This is a genomic window from Cystobacter fuscus (genome assembly GCF_044360685.1).
Lineage (GTDB): Bacteria > Myxococcota > Myxococcia > Myxococcales > Myxococcaceae > Cystobacter > Cystobacter fuscus_C.
Map to the genome: position 1 here is coordinate 1,539,663 of NZ_CP043491.1, position 26,779 is coordinate 1,566,441.

Consider the following 26,779-nt stretch of genomic DNA (forward strand, 5'->3'; position numbering starts at 1 on the left):
CGGTGACGTGGGCGTCAGCGCGGCGTGAGCTTGAGCAGCTTGCCGTTGGTGTCGTCGGTGAGCAGGTAGAGCGCTCCCTCGGGACCCTGGACCACCTCGCGGATGCGCTCCTTGCGCTCCGTGAGCAGCCGCTCCTCGCCCACCACGAGGTCATTCCTCATCATGAGCCGCACCAGCGCCTGGCTGGCCAGTCCGCCGATGAAGACGTTGTTCTTCCACTCGGGGAAGAGGTCCCCGGAGTAGATGGTCATGCCCGAGGGGGCGATCACCGGATCCCAGTAGTACACGGGCTGCTCCATGCCCGGTGCCTGGGGGCTCTGGTGGATGGGGTCGCCCGAGTACTCCTCGCCGTAGCCGATGGTGGGCCAGCCATAGTCCTTGCCCGCCTCGGGACGGTTGAGCTCGTCACCTCCCTTGGGCCCCATCTCCACGATCCACAGCCGCTTCTGGCTGTCGAGCGCCGCCGACAGGATGTTGCGGTGGCCCACCGACCAGATCTCCGGCTTGGCCTCCTTGTTGCTCAAGTACGGGTTGTCCTGGGGCACCGAGCCGTCGGGGTTGATGCGGACCACCTTGCCGAAGTGGCTCTTCACGTCCTGCGCCTGCTTGCGGCCCTCGAGGATGGAGCGCTCGCCGAGCGTGACGAACAGCTTGTTGTCGGGGGTGAACACGAGCCGTCCGCCCGCGTGCAGGGTCGACTCGAGCGTGGGGAACATGCGGAAGATGACCTGCACGTTCTCCACGCGCGGCTTCTCACCGTCCACGAGCTTCGCGCGCGCCACCGCCAGGCCATTGCCGCCCTCGCGCGGCTCGTAATAGGTCCAGTAGATGAGGCCGCTCTGGGCGTAGTCGGGACCGACCTCCACGTCGAGCAGACCGCCCTGGTTGCGGGCATCCACGCGCGGCAGCCCCGCGACGGCGGCGGACTTCTCGCCCTGGGGCGTGACGATGTAGAGGGCGCCGGGCTTCTCGGTCACCAGCATGCGCCGGTCGGGCAGGAAGGCGATGGCCCAGGGGTTCTTGAAGCCCGCGGCCACCTCGGTGACCTGGACGGCCGTCTTCGACTTGACTTCCGGAGCGCGCGTCTGCTGGGGGAAGGCCGGGTCGAACTCGGGCACGTTGGCGGGACCCGTCGGCACCGGAGGTCCGCTGGGAAGGGGTTCCTCCGGCGGGACGCCCGCGTCGGTGGGCTCCTGCGGCGTGGTGCCCGCGTCGGTGGTGGTGCCCGCGTCGGTGGGCTCCTGCGGCGTGGTGCCCGCGTCCTCGGGGGTTGGCGGCGTGCCACCCGTGTTGTCGGGGGGCTGGTCATTGCAGCCCGACAGAAGGGCGGCGATGAGGAAGGTCATCGACAGGGTTCGCATGTGACTCTCTCCACGGCGGTGTTGGGTCGGTACAGGGGCGGTGAACGATGCGGGTTCAGCGTCCATGCGGGGGCACGATGGTATGCCTCCTTGCTGGTCAAATAACCCGAGGTGACACGTTTCGCCATCAAGCTGCCTGGCGGGCGCGCTCCAGGAGGAAGTTCACGAGGGCGGGCCAGGACTCGCGCAGCTTGTCGGTCGAGGCCTCGCCGAACACGGTGATGGGGTCCACGTAGCGGCGCTCGCCGGAGAGCTTCTCCACGCTCCAGGAGAGGAGGGCGTCGCGCAGTCCGCGCATGGGGCCGCCGAGCACGTGGGTGGCGGGCCCTTCGAGCAGCGCGCGGGCCTGGGCCCAGTCCTCGCGCCGGCAGGCGATGACGGCCTGGGTGACGATGAGGAGGGGATCCTCGGCGTCCAGGGCCCTGGCCTCCGCGAGCCGCTTGTCCGCGACGCCCAGGGCGCCCTGGAGCGCGGAGATCAGGGCGAGCCGCACGGGGATGTGCTTGCGGATGGAGGCGGGCAGCTCCTTGATGTCCCCGGCGGTGGTGAAGTCCCGCTCGGCGGCGTCCAGATGCCACAGTCCGAGGTGGCACACGCCGACGTTGAAGGGGATGACGCCCTGTCCCTGCTTCTTGAGCAGGGGACGCGCGAGCTCGAACTTCTCGAGCGCGGCGGCGATGCGCCCGCGGGAGAGCAGATCACTGCCCTCCGCGTTCAAGCGCCAGCCCTTCTGGACCCGATTGCCGAGCACGACGCCGACCACGACGGCACCTCCCACCAGGAGGGCCACGGGAATCCAGCCCGACAGGTCCGGCAGCGGCTCGCCGGGTTGCCGGAAGAAGGCGTAGAAGGCGACGTACAGCACGATGAGCAGCACCCACAGGGCGACGGTCCGCATCCAGCTTGGCATCGGCCCTCCGTAGCATGGGGGCACTCGGCCAGCAGCGTCTCTCAGGTGGAGCTGTTCGGCAAACCCACGCTCGATGGTCACGTGGTGTGCAGCACGCAGGATCCGGCCTGGGTGCCGCGCTGCGAGGAGGAGGTGCTCGCCGGCGGCACGTGGAATGGACTCGATCTGATGACGGGCCGCGAGGAGGCGGAGACCCTCCGTGGCATGTTGGTGGAGATGGAGCTGGAGAACTCCGGCGGGCCCGGCTCCCGGGTGGTGACGGCCGAGACCGACGACGAGCCAGTGAAGCCCACCTGTGTCGCCTCGGAGCTGCCCGAGTGGCGCACGAGCAATGCCCTCGAGAAGAAGCAGTTGCTCGAGAAGTGCCGTGCGCCGGCCGCGGAGGAGAGAGTCCGGGCGGTGGAGTCCCTGTAGCTCCGAGCCATTCCCGGGTTCGTGCCTACCGCGTGTCGGCTTCAGGCGCGCGGAAGGCGTGCATGTGCGCCACCTCGTCGCGAATGGAGGATTCAGTCATCGCCTTGTACAGGGAGGGCAGGGGCCAGCGGGTGGGCTCCGCGCTCTGGAAGGCGGAGTAGGTGGCGTATTCCTCGGTCCTCCACTCGGTGATCCGCCGCAGGCGCTCCTCGTCCCCCATCCCGGTGGCGGCCTTCTTCATGAGCTGGAGTCCCAGGAGCCGCTCGAGGATGGAGGACTCGTCGGCGAGGCGCGAGCCGACGCGCCACATGGCCTCGCCCAGGCGCTGGCGCTCGGTGGGCGTGAGCGTGTCCCATGAGTGCTCGGCGCGTGACTGGAGCAGCCAGGGCGCGGTGTCGGCCAGCCCGAGGACGGAGACCGTGTACGCATGGTTGTCCGCGGGGGACACGCCGATGGCCTCGAATTGACGCAGGGTGGATTGGTAGAGCGAGTGGAAATCGCTCTGGCGCCAGTCGGACAACTGGGAAAGGGTCTCGAGTTCCTCGATCTCCCGAGCCGTGAAGGGCGCCCGTTCGCTGGTGCCCTCCAGGAGGAGCAGGGCACGCAACTGCATGGACTCCGGATGTTCGGCGATGAGCGCGGTGAGGCGAGCGCGCAGGGCGGCTCGGAGCTGGTCGCGCAGCGGCACGGGCAGACGGTCGCTCTTGAGCTGCTCGGCGATGGGGTTGAGCAGTTCGGGCGTCGTGAGTCCGGGAAGGTAGGCGATGAGGGCTCGGGCCCGCTCGGCATCCGCGGGGTGCATGGCGATCGCGAGCAGGAAGCGCTGTTCGGCCGAGAGTTCCTTCTTCCAGACCTTCTCGAGGGGCGTCGCGGTGAACGGATCCGAGCCTTGAGGGTCCTCCGGCAGGAGGGGGGAGTCCCTGAAGTCGGGCCGGCCGATGCCATTCCAGGCCTGGAGGAAGGCCTCTCGCCAGCCCAGGGAGGGCCGGGTGCGCCTGAGCGCGAGGAGTGACTCCAGCAGGCGCGGCTCGGGGCGCTCGGGAAGGGTCTGGCGCAAGGTGAGGATGTGGCCCTCCGCGCCGTCCAGATCTCCGGCCTCGAGGGCCTCACAGGCGCGGGTGAGGAGCACGGAGGACGAGGGGGACTGGGCGGAGACCCTGGCCTGCGCGGGGGCCGCCGCCGCTTCGAGGCACCAGGGCCCCAGTGTCAGGGCGAGCAGGGCATGGCCCAACTGGCGTGCCTGGTGCCAGGAGCGGTCGCGGAACGATCGGACGGGAGTCATGGGCCCCAGCATAGCCGGGTCCGTGCTCCCGTGAGCCGGGGCCTCCGGGATGGTCGACACTTCACCCCGGTGGTGCCTCCGCCTCGCGCAGGTGAAGCGCCTACGGGAAGCCGGGCGGGAAGGTGCTGGCGTCGTTGGGATCGACGCCGGAGTTGATCAGCTCCTTCATGGTCTGGCTGTTGGCCTCGCACGAGGGCGTGCTGGCGGACGAGCGGACGATGAGGGTCTTCCAGGCCAGCAGCGCGCCATCCGTCATCTTCCGGGTCTGGAGGGTGAAGTCCCCGAGTTGACCCTGGTCGACGATGTTGTCGGCCGTGTTGCGCGTGTCGCGCTCACCGCGCGTGTTGTAGAGCGCCTGGGTGTCGAGGATGTCGTCGTTGAGCGAGTCCTCGAAGTAGAGCTGGGATGTCACGGACGCGGTGTCGCCGATGCGGATGATGAAGTGGATGTGGATCGCCCGGCCCGAGTACCAGCCCGGGAAGCAGGTATCGAAGTCCACCCGGCCGTCGGCGTCCGTCGTCTGCACGCCCCGGAACCACCGCCCGGCGCGGGCCTCGGCGTTGTCGGGATTGCAGAACGGGTGCTGGTCCTCGCCCGAGTAGACGCCCGCCGGTCCGGCATGCCAGATGTCCACGGTCGCGCCCGGGATGGGCTTGCAGGCCTCATCCAACACGCGCAGCGCGAGGCGCACGGGCAGGCCGTTCTGTCCCTCGCTGATGTCCTTGCGCACCAACGTGGCGCCGTAGCAGGGGCCCTGGATCTGCTCACACGTGAGCTTGCACACCGTGCCCGAGGCGGAGGCGAACGGGTTGGGATAGGAACTGGCGCCCGTCATCGCGGCGGTGCCCCCGGTCGCCCAGGCCGTTTCCGCCGCCCCGCCACCGCAGGCCAGGAGCTGGCCGAGGGGGAGGGCCATCATCGTCAAGCCGAGGCCCTCGAGGACCTGCCGGCGCGTCATGTTCTTGGTCATGTTCGAGGGAAGTAGCCCGTTCCCCCGACGGGCCACTAGCCCTCGCGCGAGCAACGCTGTGTTCCCAGACGGGAACGCCCTCGCCTTGCCCGGGGCGCGTGCGTCAGCGTTTGTTCTGCATGAAGCGCCAGGCGGACTCCACGATGGCGTCGAGCTTCTGGTGCGCGGGGCGCCAGCCGAGCTCGCGCATGATGCGCGCCGAGCTGGCGATGAGCACCGCGGGATCCCCGGGCCGCCGCGGCCCCTTGCGCACGGGAATGTCCCGTCCGGTGACGCGGCGGGCGCAGTCGATGACCTGCTTCACGCTGTAGCCCTCCCCGCCGCAGCCCAGGTTGTAGATGGCGCTCTCGTGTCCCTCCGCCAGCGCGTGCAGGGCGCGCACGTGCGCCTGCGCCAGGTCCACCACGTGGATGTAGTCGCGCACGCAGGTGCCATCCGGGGTGGGGTAGTCGTCACCGAAGACGGTGACCTCGGGGAGCTGCCCCACCGCCGCCTGGAGCACGAGCGGGATGAGGTGTGTCTCGGGCGAGTGGCGCTCGCCACAGCGCTCCGTGGCGCCGGCCGCGTTGAAGTAGCGCAGGCTCACGTAGCGCAGCCCATAGGCCCCGTCGTACCAGCGCAGGGCGCGCTCGAAGGCGAGCTTCGTCTCGCCGTAGGGGTTGGTGGGCTGGGTGGGATCGCTCTCCTCGATGGGCTGTTTGGCCGGCTCGCCGTAGACCGCGGCGGTGGAGGAGAAGACGAGGTACTTCACCTCCGCCTCGCGCATGGCGTCCAGCAGGCTGAGCCCTCCGAGGACGTTGTTGCGGTAGTACTTCGCGGGGGCCTTCACCGACTCGCCCACCAGCGAGTCGGCCGCCATGTGCACCACCGCCTCCACCTTGTGTTGGATGAGCGTGCCACGCAGCAGCTCGGTGTCGAGCAGGTCGCCCTTCACGAAGCTGGCGCCCTCCACCACCGCCTCCCGATGGCCCTTGTAGAGGCTGTCGTAGACGACGACCTCGTCACCCCCCCGCAGCAACTCCTCCGTCACCACGCTCCCGATGTAGCCGGCACCGCCCGTCACCATGACTTTCATCGACTGTTCCTCCACAGACCGCGCAGGCTGTCCGGCCCCCTCCGGCCGGCCTTCGCGCGGGCTTGATTTCGTCTTCCACGAGGTAGCGCTCCAGGGCCTGGGTGAGGGGTGGCATGAGCTGGGCGCGCTCGCTCGCCAGGGCACTGTAGCGCGGCCGGGGCGCCGCCCACCCGAAGGATTCCAGGGGACGTGACTCCACGTGGCTCGGATTCAGCCCGGCCACGCGGGCCGCATGGGTGGCCAACTCCGCCCACGTCACCTCGCCCGCGTTGGTGAGGTGCCAGACGCCGCTGGCCTCGTCGAGCAGCAAATCCAGACAGGTGTGTACGAGGTCTGGCACGTACGTGGGTGAGACGACCACGTCATTGACCGCCGCGAACCGCTCTCCGCGCGCGAGCGTCCCGAGCGCGAGGGTGACGAAGTTGTAGGTGTCCCAGGGACCGAAGAAGGCCCCCGTGCGCACCACCAGCGCGTCGGGCATCCGCTCCAGCACCCGGCGCTCGGCCTCCGCCTTGCTGCGGCCATACTGGTTGAGCGGTTGGACCTGGTTGCTCTCCAGGTAGGCCGAGCGCTGCTCTCCACCGAAGACGAGGTCCGAGGAGAAGGTGATCAGCCGCACGTCGTGCGCGCGGCAGGCGGCGGCGAGGATCTCCGGGCCGAGCGCGTTCTCCCGGAAGCACCGCTCGGCGTCCACCTCGGCGTCATCCACGCGCACGTAGCCCGCGGCGTTGATGATGGCCCAGGGCTGGTGGCGCGCGATGGCGCTCTCCACCGACCGCGGTGAGGCGATGTCCATCTCCTGGCGCGAGAGCAGACGGAAGGCGATGCCCCGGCTCGTGCACAGCCGGGCGAAGGCCCGCCCCAGCGTTCCCGTCGCCCCCGAGATGAGGACGGGCCGGGGCTGCCCGGTGCCCGCGCGCCGGGGAGGCACATACGTCTTGTAGGGCACCGGGTTGTCTCCGTGGAGGCTCGCGGCGAAGTGGGGCTCGGCCCTCTCGTCGCGCCGCCACCAGCCGGGCGAGGCGAGCACCGGATGCTCATAGTGCCCACGTCTGGCCAGGGCGTGCGTCATCCAGGCCAGCGCCGTGGGACGAGGGCGGGACGAGCGCATGTCGAAGACGCCGGGCTCGTAGAAGCCGCGGTCGGCCGTCACCAGGGTGTTCCAGTCATAGGCGCCCAGGAGGCTCCACACGGTGAGGGCACGCACGTCCACTCCCTCCGCGCGCAGCGAGCACACGGCGTCCCACGCCTCACCCAGCCAGCGCAGCTGATCCTCCCGGGTGCAGCCCAGGTGCACCTCGGTGAAGGCCACGGGCAGCTTGTAGCGCTCCCACGCCCAGGCGAGCACGTCCCGGTGCCCGGAGATGGCGTCCTTCCACACGCTGGCCACGTGCACGTCCGCGTAGCGGTCGCGCTCGTTGCCGCCGTGCGACCACTCCGGGTAGTGCTCCATCCGCTCGTCGAGCAGCCGGTCGCTGGTGATGTAGTAGTTCATGCCCACCACGTCCGGGGGCATGGTGTTGTCGAGGAACCACCCGAGTTCCGCCTCGGAGCACCCCCAGTCCAGCAGGTGGGACCACAGCGGATGCTGGCGATCGACGCGCCCGCAGAGCAGGTCCAGGCTCAGCCAGCGCCGGTGGTTCTCGAACTCCGCCTGGTAGGCGAGGTGCGGCGTGCTGTAGGTGCGCCCCATGTCCTCCGTCTGGATGAGGCGGGCCCGGGGATTCACCTCGCGGATGGCGCGCATCGCCTCCACGATGGCGCGGCACTGCACCATCAGCGTGCGCGCGAAGGTGGGGTGGTCCTTGCCGTGTGGATACCAGTGGCCGTACAGCCCGCTGAAGCGCCCGGTGGTCAGCGGCTCGTTGACCGGGGTGTAGTCCTCCACCCACGGGTAGCGCTCCGCCACGGCCCGCGCGTACCGAGCGAGCTCGAGGGGGAAGGCCGGGTCCACCAGGCTCGTGTGCCTCGGCCCGCTGCCGTGGTGCACGAGCCCGACGATGGGCCGCACCCCCAACTGCCTCAGGCGGGCGAGCCGCGCATCCGGCCACGTCCAGTCCGCCCGGTGGGGGCCGTTCGGCGCCACGTGCTCCCACAGCACCGGGTAGCGCAGCGCCTGGATGCCCAGCGACGCGATGAGGTCCAGATCCTCGATGCGCTCCCAGTGGCCGCTGCGCCGCATCTGATCGAAGTACCGGTCCCCCACCCGGTTGACCGTGCCCTCGATGCCTCCCCAGAGCTCGGGGAGGCCCGCGGGTCTTTTGGAGGCTGGGCTCACGCGTGCCCCTCCACCTGCATGTCGAGCAGCTCCCGGCGGCGCATGCCCATGATCTTCGTGCACAGGGTGAGCGCCTGCGCCACCACCTGGTCCATGTTGTAGTACTTGTACGTGGCCAGCCGGCCCACGAAGAAGACGCCCGGCGTGTCCTTCGCGAGCTGCTCGTACTTGCGGTACAGCTCGGCGTTCTCCGGACGGGGCACCGGGTAGTACGGATCTCCCTCGGCGGTGGGGTACTCGTAGACGACGCTCGTCTTCGGGTGCTCCTGGCCGGTGAGGTACTTGAACTCGGTGCAGCGCGTGTACGGGTACTCGTTGGGGAAGTTCACCACCGGCGCTTCCTGGAAGCGGGACGTGCTGTGCGTCTCGTGGCGGAAGTTGAGCGAGCGGTAGGGCAGCTTGCCGAAGCAGAAGTCGAAGTACTCGTCCACCGGGCCGGTGAAGATCATCTCCCGGTAGGGAATGAGGTCCTTCACCTCGTGGTAGTCGGTGTTGAGCATCACCTTGATGTTGGGATGATCCAGCATCCGCTCGAACATGCGCGTGTACCCGTGCAGCGGCATGACCTGGTACTTGTCGCTGAAGTAGCGGTCATCGCGGTTGGAGCGCACCGGGATGCGGGCGATGACCGTGGAGTCCAGCTCGCTCGGATCCAGGCCCCACTGCTTGCGCGTGTAATTGCGGAAGAACTTCTCGTACAGCTCCTTGCCCACCTTGCTGATGATGACGTCCTCGGAGGTGCGGATCGTCTCGCGCTTCTCCGCGAGCGACTTGAGGAACTCCTCCACCTGGAAGGCCGTGAGGTTGAGCCCGAAGTACTGGTTGATGGTGGTGAGGTTGATGGGGATGGGCATCAACTGTCCATCCACGCTCGCCAGCACCCGGTGTTGATAGGGCCGCCACGCGGTGAAGCGGCTGAGGTAGTCGAAGACGTCCTGCGAGTTGGTGTGGAAGATGTGGGGGCCGTACTTGTGCACGAGCACCCCGTCGTCGTTGTAGTGGTCGTACGCGTTGCCGCCGATGTGCGGCCGCTTCTCCACGATGAGGACCTTCTTGCCATGGACACTCGCGAGCCGCTCGGCCATCACGCTTCCCGCGAACCCCGCCCCCACCACCATGTAGTCGAACATGTCTGCCGTCCTCGCTGTTCGTCAGGTTGTCTGTTCGCTCAACGCTTCCACTCGAACCGGGGTCTCCTCGCGCCGCTGCCGCGTGGCCGCGTCGAGCAGGGCCTTCATCCGGGACCAGGTGCTGTCCCAGGACATCGTCGTCAGGTGCTTGTCCACCCGGGGCAGCCACGTGGCGTGGTTCTCGGCGAGGGCCTCCTCGCAGGCGCGCACGAAGTCCTCGGGCGTGTCCGCGATGCGCACCAGTCCCATCTCCCCGTAGGGGCGCACCACGTCGCGGATGGACGTGGACACCACCGGCTTGCCCGCCGCGAGGTACTCGGGCGTCTTGGTGGGTGAGATGAAGCGCGTGGACTCGTTGCGCGCGAAGGGCAGCAGCGCCACGTCCCAACCGGCCAGATACGTGGGCAGCTCCTTGTAGTTCTTGCCGCCCAGGAAGTGCAGGTTGGGCCGACGCGGCAGGCTGGCCGGGTCGATCTTCACCACCGGGCCGATGATGACGAGCTGCCAGTCGGGGCGGGCGTCGGCCACGGCCGTGAGCAGCTCCAGGTCCATGCGCTCGTCCACCACGCCGAAGAAGCCGAGCCGTGGATGGGGAATGGACGCCTGGTCCGCCGGCTCCTGTACGTTGCCGCGCGCGGTGGCGAAGTGCGGCACGTCCACGCTGCTCGGGAAGGCGTGCACGTTCGGGTGCCGGTCCCGCTTGGCCTCGTAGAGGCTCTGGCCGCCGGTGAAGACCACGTCCGCGCGCACGAGCAGCTCGGCCTCGCGGTGCAGCAGCGCGGGAGGCGCGCCCCGGAAGGCGGACAGCTCGTCCATGCAGTCGTAGGCCACGGCCAGCGGCTCGAGATGGCGCGAGAACCCCATCGCCATCGGCGTGTAGTACCAGCTCACGTAATGCCGCACGGCGTGGCGCGTGAGCAGCTCGTCCAGCAGCAACTGCTGCATGGCCATGGCCCGCTGCTCGTCGAGTCTCTCGGGCAGGTGCGGCACGGCCACCCAGACGCCCTCGGGCGAGCGGGTGACGTGGAGCTGGGGCTCCTGGCTGTCGTAGAGGGGCTCCTCGAAGAAGAACACCCGGCGCTCATGCGCGAAGCGGCTGAGCAGGTGCTGCGGCCGCTGGAAGACGAAGTTCCAGCGCAGGTGCGACAGGCACACCAGATCTGGCAGCTCGTGGCTGCTGACCACGCTGTCCACCCCATCGGTGTTCCATTTGAACGTCATGCGCCCCTCCATGCACCCATCACCAGTCGGTTCATGCGGGAGACAGTGGGCACTCCACTTCGGCACACCTACTGGCCATGAGGACGAGTGGCGTTCGCCCTCTTGCCTGGTGCTTGTCGGGGATCAGCGACCGGACGAGGGCTCTGGGACGAGCACGGTTGCCTGGTGTTTGGATTGCTTCGCGTACTGGGTGGCGATGCGAGCCGCCGCGTCAGCTCCCGTGCCCGTGCGTGCCAGCATCACCACCGAGCCGCCGAAGCCACCCCCCGTCAGCCGGGCCCCAAGCACGTCGGGCTCGGTGCGGGCGAGATCCACCAACAAGTCGATCTCCGGCACGGAGACCTCGTAGTCGTCGCGCTGCGAGGCATGGGAGGCGTACAGCAGGGGTCCCAGCGCGGCCACGTCTCCCTCCCGCAGGGCCCGCACGGTCTGAAGCACGCGCGCGTTCTCGGTGAGCACGTGGCGCACGCGCCGGCCGAGCGGCTCGGGCAGGGCGAGGGCGCGGGGCAGCTCCGCGTCGGGCAGGTCGCGCAGTTGCTCCACGCCGAGCAGCTTCGCGGCGCGCTCACACTCGGCGCGGCGCACCCGGTAGTCGCCGCCCGAGTGGCTGTGCGTCACGCCCGAGTTGATGACGATGGGCTCCACCCGCGAGGGCAGCGGCACGCGCTCGTACTTCAGGCTCCGGGTGTCGAGGAAGAGCGCCGCACCCGTGTCCGCGAGGCTGGAGGCCATCTGATCCATCACCCCCACGGGGGCGCCGACGAAGTCGCACTCCACCTTCTGTCCCAGCAGGGCGATGCGCACGTCGTCCAATGGCAGGCCGAAGGCCTCGCGCAGCCCGCGCAGCAGCGCCACCTCGAGGGCGGCGCTCGAGGACAGGCCACTGCCCACGGGCACGTCCGAGCGCAGCCACAGGTCGAAGCCCCCGGGCACGTGGCCTTCCGCGCGCAGCACGTGGGTGACGCCCTGCACGTAGTCGAGCCAGCCCCGGCCGCGCTTCTCCTGCCCGAGCTCGTACGCGTCCACCTGGCCCTGGGCGCCGAGGTTGGCGCTGAAGGCGCGCACCGTGTGGCCCTCGCGCGGGGCCAGGTGCACCTCGGTGTGTTGGGGAATGGCCATGGGCAGCACGAAGCCGCCGTTGTAGTCGGTGTGCTCGCCGATGAGGTTCACCCGGCCGGGGGCACGGACCTGGACCTTGGGCGGCCGGCCGAAGAGGGACTCGAAGCGGGGGGCATCAGCCTGGGGGGATTTCATCGCCGTTCCTCTCGTGGGCTCAGGCTCCGGCGGGCTCGCCCGACTCGGTGGTGGGACGGGGGCGCCCGGACGGGGCGGGAGGCATGGGGATGTCGCTCGAGAAGCGCGGGCCCCGCGTGGCGGCGGCGATCCGCTCCAGGGGGAACTTGGGCGTGCGGTCCGAGTAGAGCAGCCCGTTGGCCTCCTGGTACGTGTCGGCGAATTGCGTGTAGCAGAAGCCCGCGAAGAGGTTGAGCGAGCGCACCACGGCGAGCAGCGCGGTGTAGCGCTGCTCGAGCTCCTCGGGCCCCCGGCATTGGGTGTAGCCCCACTCGCGCTGGTCGCCCCGCGCCATCGCGATGCCGCCGAACTCGGAGAGCACGAGCGGGTGGTCCACGTGCGGATGGTTGTCGAGGACGATCACCCGCCCGCCGGGACGCTCGCGCTGGAACAGGTGCGGACGCACCTCGTGCGAGTGGTAGCGCTGGGCGATCTGCTCCGGGTCGGAGTCATAGTCGTGGATGCCGATGATGTCGGTGGACACGCTCTCCCAGCCATCGTTGCCGATGACCGGGCGGGTGGAGTCGAGGGTGCGGGTGAGGTGGAAGAGTGCCTGGACGTAGTGCCGCTCGGCGACGTTGTCCGGCAGGTTGGGCACGCCCCAGGACTCATTGAGCGGCACCCACGCCACGATGCACGGGTGGCTGTAGTCGCGCGCGAGCACCTCGAGCCACTCGCGCGTGACGCGCTCGACGGACTGGCGGGTGAAGCGGTAGGCGCTGGGCATCTCCTCCCAGACGATGAGCCCCAGCCGGTCCGCCCAGTAGAGGTAGCGCGGGTCCTCGATCTTCTGGTGCTTGCGCACGCCGTTGAAGCCCATGGCCCGGGCGAGCTCCACGTCGCGCCGCAGCGCCGTGTCGTCCGGCGCGGTGATGCCCGAGCCGTCCCAGTAGCCCTGATCGAGCACCAGCCGCATGGGGTAGGGCCGCCCGTTGAGCACGAACCGGTCGCCCTGCACGGACATGGCGCGCAGGGCCGTGTAGCTGTCCACCGCGTCGATGAGCTGGCCGTTGGCGTCGCGCAGCTCGATGCGGGCGTCGATGAGCGTGGGCGAGGTGGGGCTCCACAGCAGCTCGTTGCGGAAGTCGTCGATGCCGGGGTCGGACAGGGCGATGCGGCGGTACACCTCGCCGAGCACCACGGTGTACGAGTCCCGGGCGAGCAGGGTGTCCCCCACGCTCAGCTTCACGTCCAGCCGCAGCCCATCGGGGCGCGCGCCCTCGATGTGCACCTCGAGTCCCAGCTCCCAGCGGGCGAGGTTGGGCGTCCAGCGCAGGCCCTCGACGCGGGTGGTGGGGACGCGCTCGAGCCACACCGTCTGCCAGATGCCGGTGGTGCGCGGGTACCAGATGGAGTGGGGCTCGAGCTGCCAGTCCTGCTTGCCCCGGGGGTTGGCCAGGTCAGCCGGGTCATCCTCCGCGCGCACGACGAGCTCCTGGGGGCCGTCCCGGTGGAGCAGATCGGTGATGTCGACCTTGAAGGGCGTATAGCCGCCCTCGTGGTGCGCGCAGCGCGAGCCGTTGACCCAGACGGTGGCCGCGTGGTCCACCGCGCCGAAGTGCAGCACCAGCCGCTCCTGGGCGCCGAGCGTGGGCGGCTCGAAGGCGCGGCGGTACCAGCAGGCCCGGTAGAAGCCGGTGTCGCCCACGCCGCTGCGTTCCGTCTCCGGAGCGAAGGGCACGCGGATGCGCGTGTTCCAGCTCACCTCCGAGGGCACGGTCCATCGCCCGAGGGGATCGATCGCGAAGTCCCAGGTGCCATTGAGGGGGCACCATGCCGCGCGCCTTAATTGAGGGCGGGGATAACCGCGGAGGGGAGTGGCTGCTTCCTCCGCCACTCCCGCCCATGGCTCGGGAGTGGGTGTGGCCTCCGGTACAAGGGCCCCCGGTCCAGGGGCTGTCTTGGCGGTACGCGTCGAGTCCTGGCTACCCATGCGGCAAGGGTAGGCACCCCGTGTTGACGGGGAGTCACTCCGCGCTCCCGCCCGGTCGTGAAGCAACCCGGCGGGATCGGGGCCATCTCAGGAGGAGCGCAGAGGAGCGAGCGTGGGCTCCTCTTCTAGGAGCTTGTCGGAGAATCCCACCGTAGAGGGTGGGCCGGAGGGGTGATGCCCCAGGTGGTCCTTCAGAGGGGAGGCGAGTTCTGGTTGAAGGTGGAGGGTGAGCACCCCGTCGACGAAGAAGCCGGAGCAGGCCGCGCTGTTGGAAGTAGCCACCAAGGAGAAGCCGAGGCGGGAGGAGACGAAGAGCTCCGCCCGGTTCAGCTCGCCGAGGCCGTTCCGGGAGTGGCAACCGGAGCAGGGGCAGTTGCTGCCGCAGTATGCGCGGGAGGTGCTGGGAGAAGGACACCTGGCGAGCTTCTTCGTCGAGCTGCGCAAGGCGCTCGACTTCAGCCCCATCCTGAGTGCGTACACGAAGGAGTGCGGCCAGCCGGCCTACCACCCGGTGATGATGGCGCTGCTGCTCATGTACGCGTACGCACGAGGCATTACGAGCAGCCGGGAGATTGAGAGGCGGTGCGAGACGGACATCGCCTTCCGCTATCTGACGGGAGGAGGGAGGCCCGACCATGACACGGTCTGCGCCTTCCGGGTGAGGCACCTGGAAGCCTTCCGCGCGCTCTTCGTGGACACGCTGAGACTGGCGCGCGGCTCGGGGCTCAAGAAGCTGGGGCATGTGTCGGTGGACGGCACGAAGGTGAAAGCCAATGCCAGCAAGCACAAGGCCATGAGCTACGGACGCATGGAGGAGGCCATGAAGAAGCTGGACGAGCAGATTGACAGGCTATTGGAGCAGGCCGCGGCACTGGATGCCGAGGAGGACAAGCGCTACGGCAAGGGCAGGCGCGGGGACGAGCTGCCCGAGGAGCTGAAGAATCCAGAGAAGCGGGCCGAGCGTCTGCGGCAGGCGGCACGTCAGCTGGAGGCGGAGAAGAAGCGCGAGCTGGCGGCGCAGAAGAAGAAGCGCCGGGAGAAGATTGGCCAGGCCAAGAAGGACTTGGAGAAGGAGGCCCGGGAGAAGGCCGAGGCCCGGGAGAAAACCCCGAGGAGGCCAGGCCTGGCGAGAAGGCGCAGCGCAATTTCACCGACCCGGACTCCAGAATCATGCCCCGGGCAGGCAGCTTCCAGCAGTCCTACAACGCGCAGGTGGCGGTGGACGCGGACAGCCAATTGATAGTGGCGCAGCAGGTGGGGCAGAGCGGCAACGATGCGCGGCAGCTCGAGCCGATGGTGGAGCAGACGCGCGACAACACGGGGCTGTTGCCCGTGCAGTTGAGCGCGGACTCGGGCTACTTGTGCCAGGAAGACATAGAGAAGGTGCAGGCCCAGGCAGTGGAGTGCTTTGTCGCCACGGGCCGCTCCAAGCACGGACAGGAGCCAGAAGCGGCACCCCGCGGACGCCCGCCCAAGGACTTGAGCTTCAAGGGGCGGATGCAGCGCAAGCTGCTGACGAAGCGAGGCCGTGCGGCCTATGCCCGACGCAAGGTGACGGCCGAGCCCGTCATCGGGCAGGTGAAGAATGGGACGCTGCCGCGCTTCTCTCTGCGGGGTCTGCACAAGGTAAGCGGAGAATTCTCCCTGGCGTGCGCAGTGCACAACCTCAAGAAGCTGTGGCGCAAGGGCAGGCAGTTGCCCGTGCTGGTGGCGCAGCCCGCCTGACGGGCGGGGCCCCACGCCCGTCGAGCCGCGGAGACAGGCACCTCCTGGTGCCTGCTACGCTCGGACGTGCTCCTAGCCGATTCGCCGACAAGCTCCTAGGGAGCGACGCACGTGAAGCTCGCCGCGGAGGCGGGGTCTCCCTCTCCTTTGTAGCGGGGATAGAGGGGGTATTTGCACAGGGGCCGGGCGAGGAGCTGTGCACCGGTCTGGAGATCCACCTTCGTCGCCACGAGGTTCGCGCTGGAGGGCGCGACGCCCTTCTCCACCCAGTTCTCCAGCGCGGGGAGCAGGTTCACGGTGTCCGCGCCGGCGCCGCCCATGCAGTGGTTGACGCCGGGGGCGGGGAAGTACTCGACGAAGGAGTCCGCCGCGGCCTGTCCGCCGGAGGCCTGCACCACGCGCTGGTAGTAGGCGGTCGTGCCATTCAGGGAGATGGCCGCGTCGGTGCCGCCGTGCCAGAGGATGAGCTTGCCGCCCCGGGCACGGAAGCGCTCGAGGTTGGCGCTGTGGGCGGACACCTGCGCGGAGACCTCGGCGATGCGCGGCTGCCACGCCTGGGGATCGAAGGTCAGGGAATCGTAATTGGGGTCCCGGGTGATGAAGTAGCGGACGATTTCGCGTCCGAAGATGCCGCCGGCCGATTGGGAGGGATTGCCGTCGCCCGTCATCCATGGGGCCCAGCCTCCGGGGTCCGCCTCACCGCCCGCGGGCCAGCCCTCGTTGATGACGGAGCCGTTGAGCCGCATGGGGGAATAGAGGGTGCGGGCCGAGGCGACCTGCTCCGCCGTCAGACAGGTGTCCTGGTCGGCGCCGGTGCATTGGAGGGTGCCGGGGTCGAACTGGCAGGCGGCCGGGTGGGAGATGATGCCGTCGACGAGACCGTCCTTGTCGTCACAGGCGTCGAGCACGGCCTTGCCCAGGGTGGCGAGCTTGGCGGTGGAGAGGAGGGCGCCGGGCTTCGAGAACTGCTGGAAGTTCCGGTTGAAGGCAATCATCAGTTCCACGAAGTTGTAGGCGGGGGCGCGGGCGATGATGCCGTCGAAGTCGTCGGGCCAGCGCTGGGCCTGGATGAGGGCCTCGCGGCCACCGTTGGAGCAGCCCTCGAAGTAGGTCTTCTCGGAGTTCCTGCCGTAGCGCTCGCGGATGATGTCCTTGGCGAAGGGCAGCACCCGGTGGATGGAGCGGTCGGCGAAGTCCGCGAGCTTCTCGGGGTCCTGGGCGAAGGAGCCGTCGAAGACCTCGCCGGTGTGGCCGCCGTTGGAGGCGATGGCGGCGTAGCCCTGCGCCGTATAGACATCCGTGGGGGAAATCACGCCGTCGAAGCCACCGCCTCCGGAGTAGAGCGTCTTCCCGTTCCAGTCCGTGGGCAGGCGCACCTCGAACTGGAGATCGGCGGGGAGCTTGCCGGTGACCTTGCAGTACTCGGGCAGGGTGCTGGAGGCGGCGACGAGCGTGGCCTCGGTGATGCTGGCGCCTTCGAAGGTCTTCTCGCCGAGGCGATCACAGCGCTGCTGGGCTGTTTCCTCGGGGCGCGTTGGCGGCGGGGTGGTGCAGCCTCCGAGCATCAGTGTCACCGCCACCACTGGCACCGCCCTCTGCTTCATCTTGCTTCGTTCGCTCATGATGTCTTCCTGGGTCTTGGTTCGTTCGAACAGAGTACTGCCGAGGTCTGAAATACAGGCGTTTCGTCGAGGCCCTCCGGCCCTTCGTGGCTTATTTGGAGGGTTCACCGGTCCAGCGACGGAGTGTGCTGGCGTCCGCGACGAACTCCGCGAGGCTCGCCGTCGACAACTCTCTGATCTCCGGACGCGCCGTTTCCAGCGTACCGCCGTTCAAGGGCGGCTCGGGTGCGTACTCGGCCAGCAGCACCCTCTGCTCGGCCACCTTCTTTCCCCGGAGCTTCATCACCAGCGAAATGCCGAAATCGATGCCGGCCGAGACTCCTGCTGCCGTGATCACATGGCCGTCCTGGACGATCCGGCTCCTTTCCGGCGTCGCCCCGAACTGGGACAGCAACGGAAGGACAGACCAATGCGAGGTGGCTCGCTTGCCGTGCAAGGCGCCAGCGACCCCGAGGATCAGGGAGCCGGAGCACACGCTGGTCACATAGGTGGCCCGGGACGCGCCGTGGCGCATGAAGTCGATCGTCGCTCCGTCACGAGCCGCCGCCAGCGTTCCTTTCGTGCCGCCGGGGGTGAAGAGAACGGTCAGGTGGGTCGGGCAGTCGGCCATCGTGACTGTTGGCTGTATAGCCAGCACGCCATCGCTCGGGACTGGGCGAAGGTCGGGCTGGTTGGTGACCAGATGCACCTTCACGTTCCCCATGCCCGCCAGGAAGTGATACGGGCCAACGAAGTCCAGGGCCGTGAAGCCAGGATAGAGCAACATGGCGATCTGCTCCTGGCCCTTCTGGGCCTTCTGGCCAGGGACCTGCGAGTCCATCTCGCGCGCGGCCGTCGGCGAGGCCCGGAACAGGGTCGCGGGCAGCGCGGCGGCGGCTGCGAGACGGGTCAACAACGTCCTTCGATTGATCATGGGGCAGCGCTCCTGGTTCAGCGCGACACCGACCGTCGCGGCATGCACCTTGACTAATCCTTCCCGCTCGTGTCCTAAAGGACGTACTTCCGTCATTTTGGGACATGCTCGATGTCGCGCATCACCATCCTCGTCTACGACGGGTTCCAGATCCTCGATGCCACCGGGCCAGCCACTGCATTCGAGATCGCCGGCCGCTTTGGTGCCCCGTATTCCGTCAAGCTCGCGGCCGTGCATGGGGGACGGGTCACCAGTTCGGGAGGGATTGTCGTGGAGGCGGTGCCGCTGGCCGAGGCGCTGCAGTGCGAGCTGCTGCTCATCCCGGGGGCGGAGAATCCGCTGAAAGCGGCCCGGCAGCCGGAGTTGCTCGCGGCGCTCGTGGACGCGGTGCGGTCTGGTCGTCGCGTGGCCAGCGTGTGCTCGGGTGCGTTCATCCTGGGCGCCGCGGGTCTGCTGGAGGGGCGGCGTGCCGCGACCCACTGGGGGTCCGTCGCGGACCTCAAGAGACGTCACCCGGGGACCACCGTCGATGCCGAAAGCATCTTCGTCGAGGACCGGGGGGTGTGGACCTCGGCGGGAGTGGTGGCCGGGATCGATCTCGCGCTGGCCCTCATCGGGCGGGATCATGGCGATGAGCTCGCGCGCAAGGTGGCCCGGATGATGGTCGTCTACCATCGGCGACCTGGCACCCAATCCCAACACTCGGCGCTGCTGGACATGGTGACGCCGGACAACAGGTTCGCGCCCCTGCTGGCCTGGGCGCGCGGACGGCTGTCGGAACCCCTCTCCGTCGAAACGCTGGCGGAGCAGACGGCGCTCAGCGTGCGGCAATTCACGCGCGCGTTCACGCGGGAGACGGGCGTTTCTCCCGCCAAGGCCATCGAGCGCCTGCGTGTCGAGGCCGCGCGCGCGTCCATCGAGGCGGGCACCGCCTCGCTGGAGGAGGTCGCGAGGACCACCGGGTTTGGAAACGGCGATCGGATGAGACGCGCGTTCGTCAGACTCACCGGTCAGCCGCCGATGGTCGTGCGGACAGGGGTCCGCCGCGAGGTGGACAGGTCTTCGACGCATGCTCCGCGGCGGGTCTGAGGGACTGCTGGAGCTTCTACGATTGGTTTTCCCAAGAAAGGGTATTCGAAAGTTGCCAGGGCTCCCGCCGAAACCGACGGCCGCGGCTATTTGATCGGGAACATGGCATTCCCGGAGGCCGTCCTTTCGGCGGCGACCTCCTCTTGGATCACGTCCCAATGCTCCACGAAGCGCCCGTTCACGACCTTGAAGATGTCGGCGCCGATCATGGTCTTGTCGCCCCAACCGACGTATCGACCGTGGATCATCACGAACTGGCCGTCTTCGATGACGAGGCCGGGTTCGTAGCGGAAGTCAGCCTTCAGGCTCGGGATCATCTTGCGGAAGAAGTCAGTCCCGTTCGGCCCGCTCGGGTTGTGCTGGATGTACCCGGGATCCCAATACTTGTCGAGGACCGACAGATCCCTGTCGATGAACAGCCCGGTCATTGCCGCGAGGACGATTTCTTTGTTGCTCATTTTCTTGCTGCTCATTTTAGCCTTTCAACTTTCTCCGAGTGGAGTGGCTTGAATATCGCAGCGACAGACGCTCCCCGCCAGTGGCGTCATTGACAACTTTCGGTCTACTCTTGCCAGATGTTCGTTCACCTGATGGTCGGCCACCACCACCTCGTGCCCCCAACCCTCCACGCACGTGGCCGACCAGCCGCTTCATCACCGCTATACGTCACGCTCTACTGCTGCCAGACCGTGACGTTGGAGCTGCCGTTGCTGCCGAAGCCCTCGGTCGCCAGGACCTGATAGTTCATGGTCCCGAGGTTCATGCCCACGTTCCGCCAGGCGTTGACGTGATTGGCGAAGGTGATGGTGTTGTTGGTGCCGGTGGGGCGCCTGGAGGTCCGCACGCTCCAGTACTGGTAGAAGGTGCGGGTGCCCTCGATGGAGGGGGCGTTGACCCGCTGGGTCCGGAAGATGTTGTAGGTGCCGCCGTCGGTGTTGACGGTGCCCATGAACGTGGCGCCGCTGCCGGGCGGAGTGAAGCCGCCCCAGTTGTCGACGACGTAGTACTCGATCAGCGGGTTCGTCGACCAGCCATAGAGCGTCAGATAGCCGTTCGAGCCGGGGTTGAAGACTCCGGCGTTGTAGCCGACCACCCGGTTGGTCGAGCCCGTGGCCCAACCCTTCCCAACCACCAGGTTGCCGCTCGAGCCGAGGCTCCAGTTGATGCTGTAGTTGCCGTCGCTACCCAGGTTCAGGCAGCCCGACCCGGAGTCCTTCCACATCGTATAGAAGTACCCGTTGTGGGTGCCCGTTTGATTGTTGCAAATGCTCTGCGCCTGCGCGCTTCCAGCAGAAGCCAGGGCGAATACGACAGGCAGAGCGTATGAAAGCACAAACTTCTTCAGCCGCGTGAGCGTCATTTTTTTGTCTCCCCAGGACGTCTGTTTTTGATTGTTCTCGGCGCCGTCGGTTCGTGGCTCTTGAGGGCGCCGTCAATCAATTACATGCGCTTTGCCGCGTGGTCAAGCCTGTTGATTCTGAAAGCAGAACGGGGAGCCAGGTGGCTCCCCGTTCCCGCGCCGTCAGCGCATCGGCTTGAGCGTTCGGATCGAACCGTCAGGATTGTAGTTCAGCTCATTCACCTTGACGTTCCGCAGGTGCGTCTTACCCGAGAGCTGGGTGTCGTGGTAGAACAGCCACCACTTGCCATCGTGCTCGACAATCGAGTGGTGGTTGGTCCAGCCCTGCACCGGCTCCAGGAGGACACCCTGGTAGGTGAAGGGTCCGTATGGGTTGTCGGCGACCGCATACACCAGCCGGTGGGTGTCGCCCGTGGAGTAGCTCAGGTAGTAGCGGCCCTGGTACTTGTGCATCCAGGAGCCCTCGAAGAAGCGCCGCTCGGAATCGCCGCCGAGCAGTGGCTTGCCGGCTTCGTCGACGATGGAGAGGTCACGTGGCGCCTCGGCGAACGTCAGCATGTCGGCGTTCATGCGCGCGATCTTGGGCATCAGCGCGGGCTTGTCTGGCTGCTTCAGGTCGGTCACCGAGCCGTTCTGCTCGTAGGTTCCGGTCGCCCAACGCTGCAGTTGGCCGCCCCAGATGCCGCCGAAAATCATGTAGGACTGCCCGTCGGTATCGTTGAACACCACCGGGTCGATGCTGAAGCTGCCATGGATCGGCTCCGGCTCGGCCTTGAACGGACCCTCTGCCCGGTCGGAGACCGCTACGCCGATGCGGAAGATGTCCTGTTTGTCCTTGGCCGGGAAGTACAGGAAGTATTTGCCGTCCTTGTATGCGGCATCGGGAGCCCAGAGCTGGCGGCCGGCCCAGGGGATGTCCTCGAGCCGCAACACCACGCCATGGTCGGTGACTTCCGCCCCGACGCGCTCCATCGAGAAGACATGGTAGTCGCGCATGGCGAAATGGCTGCCGAGGTCATCCTCGGGCACGCCCGCCTCGATGTCATGGGACGGATAGAGATAGATGCGGCCGTTGAAGGCGTGGGCCGAGGGATCGGCGGTGTAGATGCTCGAAATCAGCGGTTGATTCAGGAATTGCGGGTCGGCGGGCGTCGCTCGTTGGGTCGTGGCACAACCGCCCGCGGTGGCGCCCAGCAGCCCCGTTACCGCAGCGGCACGCAGTTTGGTCAGCATGTCGTCTCTCTCCTCTGTGACTGATGAGCTCAGTCGGATCGGTGCAATCAGATGTAACGGTTGACCAGGTTTTCCAGCGCCTCCTGCCGTCCGGAAACCGGAGTCACGTCTTCATTACGGCTCAACACGCGCTCGGAGAGCGCTTCCAGTGAGAGGCGACCCTCGAGCGCGTCTCGCCCGAAAGATGTCCGCCAGCCGGCGTAGCGCTCACGAACGGCCTTGGCGAGCCGGTCATCCTCGATCATGCGCGCCGCGACCAGGAGTGCCCGGGCGCAGAGGTCCATGGCTCCGACGTGGCCGTGGAACAGGTCGGTCGGATCGATCGACTGGCGCCGTACCTTGGCGTCGAAGTTCAACCCGCCGGTCGTGAAGCCGCCACCCTGCAGCACCGAGTAGAGCGCGATGGCGGTTTCGGGCAGGTTGTTCGGGAACTGGTCGGTGTCCCAGCCGAGCTGGGGATCGCCCCGGTTCATGTCCAGACTGCCGAAGATGCCGAGCGCCTGGGCCAGGGCGATCTCGTGCTCGAAGCTGTGGCCGGACAAGGTCGCGTGGTTGGCCTCGATGTTGACCTTCACCTCCTTCTCCAGTCCGTAGCGCTTCAGGAAGCCGTAGACCGTTGCCACATCGAAGTCGTACTGGTGCTTGGTGGGCTCGCGCGGCTTGGGTTCGAGGAGGATCGTGCCCTTGAAGCCGATACGGTGCTTGTAATCCACGACCAGGCTCAAGAAACGCCCGAGCTGGTCGAGCTCCTGCCGCAGATCCGTGTTGAGCAGCGTTTCGTAGCCCTCGCGCCCACCCCACAGGACGTAATTCTCGCCGCCCAGTTGTAGGGTCGCATCGATCGCCGCCTTGACCTGCGTGGCGGCCATGGCGAACACCTCCGGATCGGGATTGGTGGCGGCCCCCGACATGTAGCGACGATGGCTGAAGAGGTTCGCCGTGCCCCACAGCAACTTGACACCGGTGCGTTGCTGGTGTGCGGCGAGGTGTTCCACCATGTGACGGAAGTTGGACAGGCTTTCACGGGGCGTGGCGCCCTCTGGCGCGACATCGCGGTCATGGAAGCAGTAGTACGGGACGCCGAGCCGACTGAGAAAGTCGAACGCGGCCTCGGCCTTGCGCACCGCGAGCTCCATGGGGCTCCCGCCGGTGAACCAGGGCCGCAAGAAGGTTTCGCCCCCGAAAGGGTCCAGCCCTGTCCACACGAAGCTGTGCCAGTAACACACGGCGAACCGCAGATGGTCTTCCATGCGCTTGCCAAGCACGATGCGGTCCTTGTCGTACCAGCGGAAGGCCAGCGGGTTGTCGCTTTCGGGCCCCTCGTAACGGATTGGCTTGATATCGGCGAAATAGCTGCTGCTCATCAGTAGGTCTCCTGCTTTCAGCGGGATGAACTCATCGGGGGTTCAGGCGCTTGAGCGCGGGGTACAGCGCGCGGAAGCGTTCGTAGCGTTGCATCAGGTACTGCCGGTGCTCGGGCGCGCGAGGCCGCCATCGTTGCGCCACGGGGGGAGGGCGGCACACCGCTGCCTCGTCGCCACCCACGGAGAGCCAGGCCAGACGGGCTGCACCGAGGGCCGCACCTGCCTCGCTGCCTTCATGGGTCACGAGCTCGAGGTCGAGCACGTCCGCCAGCAGTTGCGCCCAGCGTTCGCTGCGTGCACCGCCGCCCACCAAGGACAAGCGCTCCACCGTGGTGCCACCCTGCTGCAGGGCGAGCAGGCCATCGCGCAGGCCAAAGCTCACGCCCTCCATCACCGCATACGCCACCGATGCCGCCGCGTGTTCGTTCAACAGGCCAAACAGCACACCACTGGCATTCGGGTCGTTGTGAGGCGTGCGCTCGCCGGACAGGTACGGAAGGAAGAGCGGCGCATGGTGCATCGCGTCGGGGGGGAGCGAATCGATCTGTGCGAGGAATGCCGACACGTCGGAGTGTCCGGTGAGCTTCGCCGCCCAGGTGAGGCAGCTGGCGGCCGACAACATCACGCTCATCTGGTGCCAGCGCCGCGGGAGCGCATGGCAGAATGCGTGGACGGCCGACCGCGGGTTGGGCCGGAAGCGATCATTGCAGACGAAGAGCACGCCCGAGGTGCCGAGCGACAAGAAGCCCTGGCCCGGCTCCACGGAGCCAATACCCACCGCGCTCGCCGCGTTGTCTCCGGCGCCTCCCGCCACCACCGCGGTCCGCGGGATGCCCCAACGACTGGACCATTGCGGAAGGAGCCGCCCGCTCGGCTCGCTCCCCTCGACCAGCGTGGGCATCTGATGCCGGTGCAGGTCGCAGGCCGCGAGGAGCTCATCGGACCAGCCGCGACGGGCAACGTCGAGCCACAGTGTCCCCGCGGCGTCCGACATCTCGCTCACCTTCTCGCCTGTCAGTTGTAGGCGCAGCCAGTCCTTTGGCAGCAAGACGGTGGCGATTCGCGCGAATACCTCGGGTTCATGGCGCCTCAGCCACAGCAACTTCGGCGCCGTGAACCCTGGCATTGCCAGGTTGCCCGCGAGCTCGGTAAGGCGTGGCGCTTTGCGCATCAACTCCTCGCATTCGGCGCCGCTGCGTCCGTCGTTCCACAGGATGGCCGGCCTCAGCACCCGGTCGTGCGCATCAACCACCACCGCGCCGTGCATCTGGCCCGACAGCCCAATGGCTTCGACAGCGCGCAGGGCCGCCGGTTGGTCAGCGGCCAGCCCATCCAGGGCGCGGCACGTCGCGTCCCACCATTCCTGTGGGGCCTGCTCCGACCACAGCGGATGCGGTCGCGAGACAGCGAGCGGTTCGCGAGCGGTGGCCACGATCCGTTGGTCACGGTCCAGCAGCAGCACCTTCACTTCAGAGGTGCCGAGGTCTATTCCGATGAACATGCTTTGCCCTCTGCTCGGTCAACGAGCACGGTCGGCCCATGCAGGCCCAATGGAGGCTACGGAGGAAGTGGGCGTCACCGGGGAGAGCGTGGTGGCGTGCTGCCGCTGCGGCGGGCGACCGAGAATGATCATGCTCAGAACGTCGTCTTGCGTCAGGTCCGCCACACGCTCGGTGCTCACCACCTTGCCATTCTTCATCACGGTCACGCGGTCGCAAACCTCGAAGACGTCCGGCATGTCGTGGCTGATGAGGAAGATGCCGATACCATCGGCTTTCAGGCGGCGAATCGTATCCATCACCATGCGTGTCTCCGCCGGGCCGAGGGCCGCGCACGGTTCGTCCATGATCAGGATCCGCGCATTGAAGTAGAGCGCTCGCGCGATCGCCACCGTTTGCCGCTGCCCACCGGACATCGCGCGCACCGGCTTGTGCAGTTCGGTGAAATGGGGATTCAGCCGCTGAATGATTTGTCGCGCCTCGTGCCGCATCCGGGGCGTGTTCAGGGTCCTCCACGGGGTCATCAGCTCGCGGCCGAGGAAGAGGTTGGCCGCGGCATCGAGGTTGTCGGCGAGCGCCAGGGTCTGGTGGATGGTTTCGATGCCCGCGGCACGTGCCTCTCGCGGACTCCCGAAACGCAGCGGCTGGCCATTGACGAGGATTTCGCCACTGTCCGGGGGGTACACGCCGGACAGCATCTTGATGAGCGTCGACTTGCCGGCCCCGTTGTGGCCGAGCAGGCCCACCACCTCTCCCGCGTAGAGGTCGCAATTCACTCCATCGACGGCCATGACGCCGCCGAAATGCTTCGTGACCTGGCGAACTTCGACCAGGGGCCGGCGACCCTCATGGCCAATCATCGATTGCTCCGTCGGTTGTAGACCACGTCGAACCACACCGCGGCAATGAGCACCAGGCCGATGAAGATCTGCCGCTTCGCGCTGGAGACATCCATGAGCACCATGCCGTTGTCCAGGCTCTGGATCAGCAGTGCCCCCACCACGCAACCCGCGACCGAGCCCACGCCGCCCGCGAGCGAGGTGCCGCCGATCACCGCCGCGGCAATCACGTACAGCTCCGCCATCTGCCCCATCGAATTCGCCCCCGAATTCAGGCGCGCCGTCGTGATCATCGCCGCCAGCGCGGCGAGCGCACCCATGAGCATGAAGAGGTAGAGCATCACGCGGAACGTCGGTATGCCCGAGAGCAACGCGGCTTCCGGATTGCCGCCCAGTGCGAACACGTAGCGTCCGAAACGGGTGCGCTCGGCGATGAAGCTCATCACGAACACGACGGCGATGAAGATGAGGACCGGCACCGCGATCCCTTTTCCTACCCGGTTCTGCTGTGCATCGAGGCCGACATAGCTGTTCATCACCGCGACGAACGCTCCAATCGCGCCGCACTGCAACACCACTCGCAGCACGTCGGCCCACAGCGGGGGTTGTTCGGCGCCGTAGCGGGCGCTCGTGCGACGCACATGCCAGCGATACCAGACAACGGCGATGCAGGTGAGCACGCCCAATGCCGAACTCCAACCCACGCCGATCGAGCCGGACAAGCCGCCACCGAGCACCTGGTAGTTGGTATGCAGCGGCGCGATGGTCTGCCCGTCAGCGACGAGGAAGGCCGCACCGCGATACATCAGGTAGCCGGCCAACGTGACGACGAAGGCAGGCACCTGTCGATAGGCGACCCACCACCCCTGAAAGGCCCCGACGGCGACGCCCGCCGCCACGCCGAGCGCGATGCTCAGCAGCCAGCCCCAGTTGGCTTCCGGATGAAACCATTGCACCTGGCTGTAAGCGATCAGCATGCCGGTGAAGGCGAGCAGCGAGCCCACGGACAGGTCGATCTGCCGGGCCACGATCAGGAACACCATGCCGCAGGCCATGATGCCGGTCACGCAGGTTTGAATTGACAGATTGTAGAGATTGCGCGGCGTGAGGAAGGTGCCTTCGGTCAGAGCCGCCAGGACGGCCCAGACCATGAGCAGCACCAGGACCATTGAACTGAAGCGCGGGTCAAAGCCCGTCTTGCGGAGAAGGATTTGCATCGCGAGGGCGTGTTCTGGGAGAGACGGCCTCGCGGCGCTCGTCGCCGCCGC

General features: G+C 67.6%; 23 protein-coding genes. 4 read left to right on the top strand and 19 right to left on the bottom strand.

Annotated elements, in window-relative coordinates; all coding sequences use genetic code 11:
• Positions 1–14: 14 nt before the first annotated feature.
• The gene (locus F0U63_RS06405) at positions 15–1,361 is read right to left on the bottom strand and encodes a PQQ-dependent sugar dehydrogenase (protein WP_395844754.1); all 1,347 of its coding nucleotides are present in this window, start codon (positions 1,359–1,361) and stop codon (positions 15–17) included.
• Positions 1,362–1,488: 127 nt separating this feature from the next.
• Complete coding sequence (locus F0U63_RS06410; RefSeq protein WP_395844756.1) at positions 1,489–2,271, bottom strand: hypothetical protein; 783 nt, start codon at positions 2,269–2,271, stop codon at positions 1,489–1,491.
• A gap of 45 nt (positions 2,272–2,316) precedes the next feature.
• Between F0U63_RS06410 and F0U63_RS06415 the strand changes: the two genes are divergently transcribed.
• The gene (locus F0U63_RS06415) at positions 2,317–2,685 is read left to right on the top strand and encodes a hypothetical protein (RefSeq protein ID WP_395844758.1); all 369 of its coding nucleotides are present in this window, start codon (positions 2,317–2,319) and stop codon (positions 2,683–2,685) included.
• Positions 2,686–2,710: 25 nt separating this feature from the next.
• Here F0U63_RS06415 and F0U63_RS06420 read toward each other — a convergent pair whose 3' ends face one another.
• The 8 genes from F0U63_RS06420 to F0U63_RS06455 form a co-directional block, all read right to left on the bottom strand.
• Positions 2,711–3,967 (bottom strand): hypothetical protein, encoded by a 1,257-nt coding sequence (locus F0U63_RS06420; protein WP_395844760.1) that lies wholly within the window; start codon positions 3,965–3,967, stop codon positions 2,711–2,713.
• A 100-nt stretch (positions 3,968–4,067) separates the two neighbouring features.
• A complete protein-coding gene (locus tag F0U63_RS06425; protein WP_395844762.1) occupies positions 4,068–4,937 on the bottom strand; it encodes a protocatechuate 3,4-dioxygenase in 870 nt (289 codons plus the stop codon).
• Positions 4,938–5,040: 103 nt separating this feature from the next.
• Positions 5,041–6,012, bottom strand: a complete 972-nt coding sequence (galE, locus tag F0U63_RS06430; protein WP_043431253.1) for a UDP-glucose 4-epimerase GalE — start codon at positions 6,010–6,012, stop codon at positions 5,041–5,043.
• Positions 5,939–8,290: a family 1 glycosylhydrolase gene (locus tag F0U63_RS06435; RefSeq protein ID WP_395844765.1), complete on the bottom strand. Its 2,352-nt coding sequence runs from the start codon at positions 8,288–8,290 to the stop codon at positions 5,939–5,941. The genes galE and F0U63_RS06435 overlap by 74 nt, the downstream gene beginning before the upstream one ends.
• A complete protein-coding gene (gene glf / locus F0U63_RS06440; RefSeq protein ID WP_395844767.1) occupies positions 8,287–9,420 on the bottom strand; it encodes a UDP-galactopyranose mutase in 1,134 nt (377 codons plus the stop codon). Before glf ends, F0U63_RS06435 begins: the two co-directional genes overlap by 4 nt.
• A 21-nt stretch (positions 9,421–9,441) precedes the next feature.
• Entirely contained in the window at positions 9,442–10,641 is a 1,200-nt protein-coding gene (locus tag F0U63_RS06445; protein ID WP_395844769.1) for a glycosyltransferase family 1 protein, read from the bottom strand.
• A 123-nt stretch (positions 10,642–10,764) separates the two neighbouring features.
• The gene (gene galK / locus F0U63_RS06450; RefSeq protein ID WP_395844771.1) at positions 10,765–11,895 is read right to left on the bottom strand and encodes a galactokinase; all 1,131 of its coding nucleotides are present in this window, start codon (positions 11,893–11,895) and stop codon (positions 10,765–10,767) included.
• 19 nt (positions 11,896–11,914) lie between these two features.
• Positions 11,915–13,651: a glycoside hydrolase family 2 protein gene (locus F0U63_RS06455; RefSeq protein WP_395844773.1), complete on the bottom strand. Its 1,737-nt coding sequence runs from the start codon at positions 13,649–13,651 to the stop codon at positions 11,915–11,917.
• Positions 13,652–14,093: 442 nt separating this feature from the next.
• On the opposite strand from F0U63_RS06455, the gene F0U63_RS06460 reads away from it, so the two are divergent.
• Positions 14,094–15,107, top strand: coding sequence for a transposase (locus tag F0U63_RS06460; protein WP_395844775.1), 1,014 nt, complete (start codon positions 14,094–14,096; stop codon positions 15,105–15,107).
• Entirely contained in the window at positions 15,038–15,592 is a 555-nt protein-coding gene (locus F0U63_RS06465; protein ID WP_395844777.1) for a transposase, read from the top strand. The genes F0U63_RS06460 and F0U63_RS06465 overlap by 70 nt, the downstream gene beginning before the upstream one ends.
• Positions 15,593–15,687: 95 nt before the next feature.
• Here the strand turns inward: F0U63_RS06465 and F0U63_RS06470 are convergent, their stop codons facing one another.
• Together F0U63_RS06470 and F0U63_RS06475 are read right to left on the bottom strand one after the other, a co-directional pair.
• Positions 15,688–17,214 (bottom strand): tannase/feruloyl esterase family alpha/beta hydrolase, encoded by a 1,527-nt coding sequence (locus F0U63_RS06470; protein ID WP_395844779.1) that lies wholly within the window; start codon positions 17,212–17,214, stop codon positions 15,688–15,690.
• Between the two features lie 91 nt (positions 17,215–17,305).
• On the bottom strand, positions 17,306–18,175 hold the full coding sequence (locus F0U63_RS06475) for a DJ-1/PfpI family protein (protein ID WP_395844781.1): 870 nt from the start codon (positions 18,173–18,175) through the stop codon (positions 17,306–17,308).
• Between the two features lie 63 nt (positions 18,176–18,238).
• Here F0U63_RS06475 and F0U63_RS06480 point away from each other — a divergent pair, with 63 nt between their 5' ends.
• Positions 18,239–19,216: a GlxA family transcriptional regulator gene (locus F0U63_RS06480; protein WP_395844783.1), complete on the top strand. Its 978-nt coding sequence runs from the start codon at positions 18,239–18,241 to the stop codon at positions 19,214–19,216.
• Between the two features lie 86 nt (positions 19,217–19,302).
• Here F0U63_RS06480 and F0U63_RS06485 read toward each other — a convergent pair whose 3' ends face one another.
• From F0U63_RS06485 to F0U63_RS06515, 7 genes are all read right to left on the bottom strand, one after another.
• Complete coding sequence (locus F0U63_RS06485) at positions 19,303–19,689, bottom strand: nuclear transport factor 2 family protein (RefSeq protein ID WP_395844785.1); 387 nt, start codon at positions 19,687–19,689, stop codon at positions 19,303–19,305.
• A gap of 200 nt (positions 19,690–19,889) precedes the next feature.
• Positions 19,890–20,534, bottom strand: coding sequence for a glycoside hydrolase family 11 protein (locus F0U63_RS06490; RefSeq protein ID WP_395848328.1), 645 nt, complete (start codon positions 20,532–20,534; stop codon positions 19,890–19,892).
• A gap of 204 nt (positions 20,535–20,738) precedes the next feature.
• Complete coding sequence (locus F0U63_RS06495; RefSeq protein WP_395844787.1) at positions 20,739–21,809, bottom strand: glycoside hydrolase family 43 protein; 1,071 nt, start codon at positions 21,807–21,809, stop codon at positions 20,739–20,741.
• A gap of 47 nt (positions 21,810–21,856) precedes the next feature.
• On the bottom strand, positions 21,857–23,173 hold the full coding sequence (gene xylA / locus F0U63_RS06500; RefSeq protein WP_395844789.1) for a xylose isomerase: 1,317 nt from the start codon (positions 23,171–23,173) through the stop codon (positions 21,857–21,859).
• Positions 23,174–23,204: 31 nt separating this feature from the next.
• Positions 23,205–24,674 (bottom strand): xylulokinase, encoded by a 1,470-nt coding sequence (gene xylB, locus F0U63_RS06505; RefSeq protein ID WP_395844791.1) that lies wholly within the window; start codon positions 24,672–24,674, stop codon positions 23,205–23,207.
• An 18-nt stretch (positions 24,675–24,692) separates the two neighbouring features.
• Entirely contained in the window at positions 24,693–25,532 is an 840-nt protein-coding gene (locus F0U63_RS06510; RefSeq protein ID WP_395844793.1) for an ATP-binding cassette domain-containing protein, read from the bottom strand.
• A complete protein-coding gene (locus F0U63_RS06515; RefSeq protein ID WP_395844795.1) occupies positions 25,529–26,728 on the bottom strand; it encodes a sugar ABC transporter permease in 1,200 nt (399 codons plus the stop codon). Before F0U63_RS06515 ends, F0U63_RS06510 begins: the two co-directional genes overlap by 4 nt.
• Positions 26,729–26,779 lie beyond the last annotated feature (51 nt).

Bases quoted from the DNA above. Each gene is read 5' to 3' on its own strand.
- F0U63_RS06485 (WP_395844785.1), bottom strand. From the start codon at position 19,689: ATGAGCAGCAAGAAAATGAGCAACAAAGAAATCGTCCTCGCGGCAATG.
- F0U63_RS06470 (WP_395844779.1), bottom strand. From the start codon at position 17,214: ATGAGCGAACGAAGCAAGATGAAGCAGAGGGCGGTGCCAGTGGTGGCG.
- xylB (WP_395844791.1), bottom strand. From the start codon at position 24,674: ATGTTCATCGGAATAGACCTCGGCACCTCTGAAGTGAAGGTGCTGCTG.
- F0U63_RS06465 (WP_395844777.1), top strand. From the start codon at position 15,038: ATGCCCCGGGCAGGCAGCTTCCAGCAGTCCTACAACGCGCAGGTGGCG.
- galK (WP_395844771.1), bottom strand. From the start codon at position 11,895: ATGAAATCCCCCCAGGCTGATGCCCCCCGCTTCGAGTCCCTCTTCGGC.
- glf (WP_395844767.1), bottom strand. From the start codon at position 9,420: ATGTTCGACTACATGGTGGTGGGGGCGGGGTTCGCGGGAAGCGTGATG.
- galE (WP_043431253.1), bottom strand. From the start codon at position 6,012: ATGAAAGTCATGGTGACGGGCGGTGCCGGCTACATCGGGAGCGTGGTG.
- F0U63_RS06420 (WP_395844760.1), bottom strand. From the start codon at position 3,967: ATGACTCCCGTCCGATCGTTCCGCGACCGCTCCTGGCACCAGGCACGC.
- F0U63_RS06510 (WP_395844793.1), bottom strand. From the start codon at position 25,532: ATGATTGGCCATGAGGGTCGCCGGCCCCTGGTCGAAGTTCGCCAGGTC.
- F0U63_RS06425 (WP_395844762.1), bottom strand. From the start codon at position 4,937: ATGACCAAGAACATGACGCGCCGGCAGGTCCTCGAGGGCCTCGGCTTG.
- xylA (WP_395844789.1), bottom strand. From the start codon at position 23,173: ATGAGCAGCAGCTATTTCGCCGATATCAAGCCAATCCGTTACGAGGGG.
- F0U63_RS06445 (WP_395844769.1), bottom strand. From the start codon at position 10,641: ATGACGTTCAAATGGAACACCGATGGGGTGGACAGCGTGGTCAGCAGC.
- F0U63_RS06495 (WP_395844787.1), bottom strand. From the start codon at position 21,809: ATGCTGACCAAACTGCGTGCCGCTGCGGTAACGGGGCTGCTGGGCGCC.
- F0U63_RS06515 (WP_395844795.1), bottom strand. From the start codon at position 26,728: ATGCAAATCCTTCTCCGCAAGACGGGCTTTGACCCGCGCTTCAGTTCA.
- F0U63_RS06480 (WP_395844783.1), top strand. From the start codon at position 18,239: ATGTCGCGCATCACCATCCTCGTCTACGACGGGTTCCAGATCCTCGAT.
- F0U63_RS06405 (WP_395844754.1), bottom strand. From the start codon at position 1,361: ATGCGAACCCTGTCGATGACCTTCCTCATCGCCGCCCTTCTGTCGGGC.
- F0U63_RS06410 (WP_395844756.1), bottom strand. From the start codon at position 2,271: ATGCCAAGCTGGATGCGGACCGTCGCCCTGTGGGTGCTGCTCATCGTG.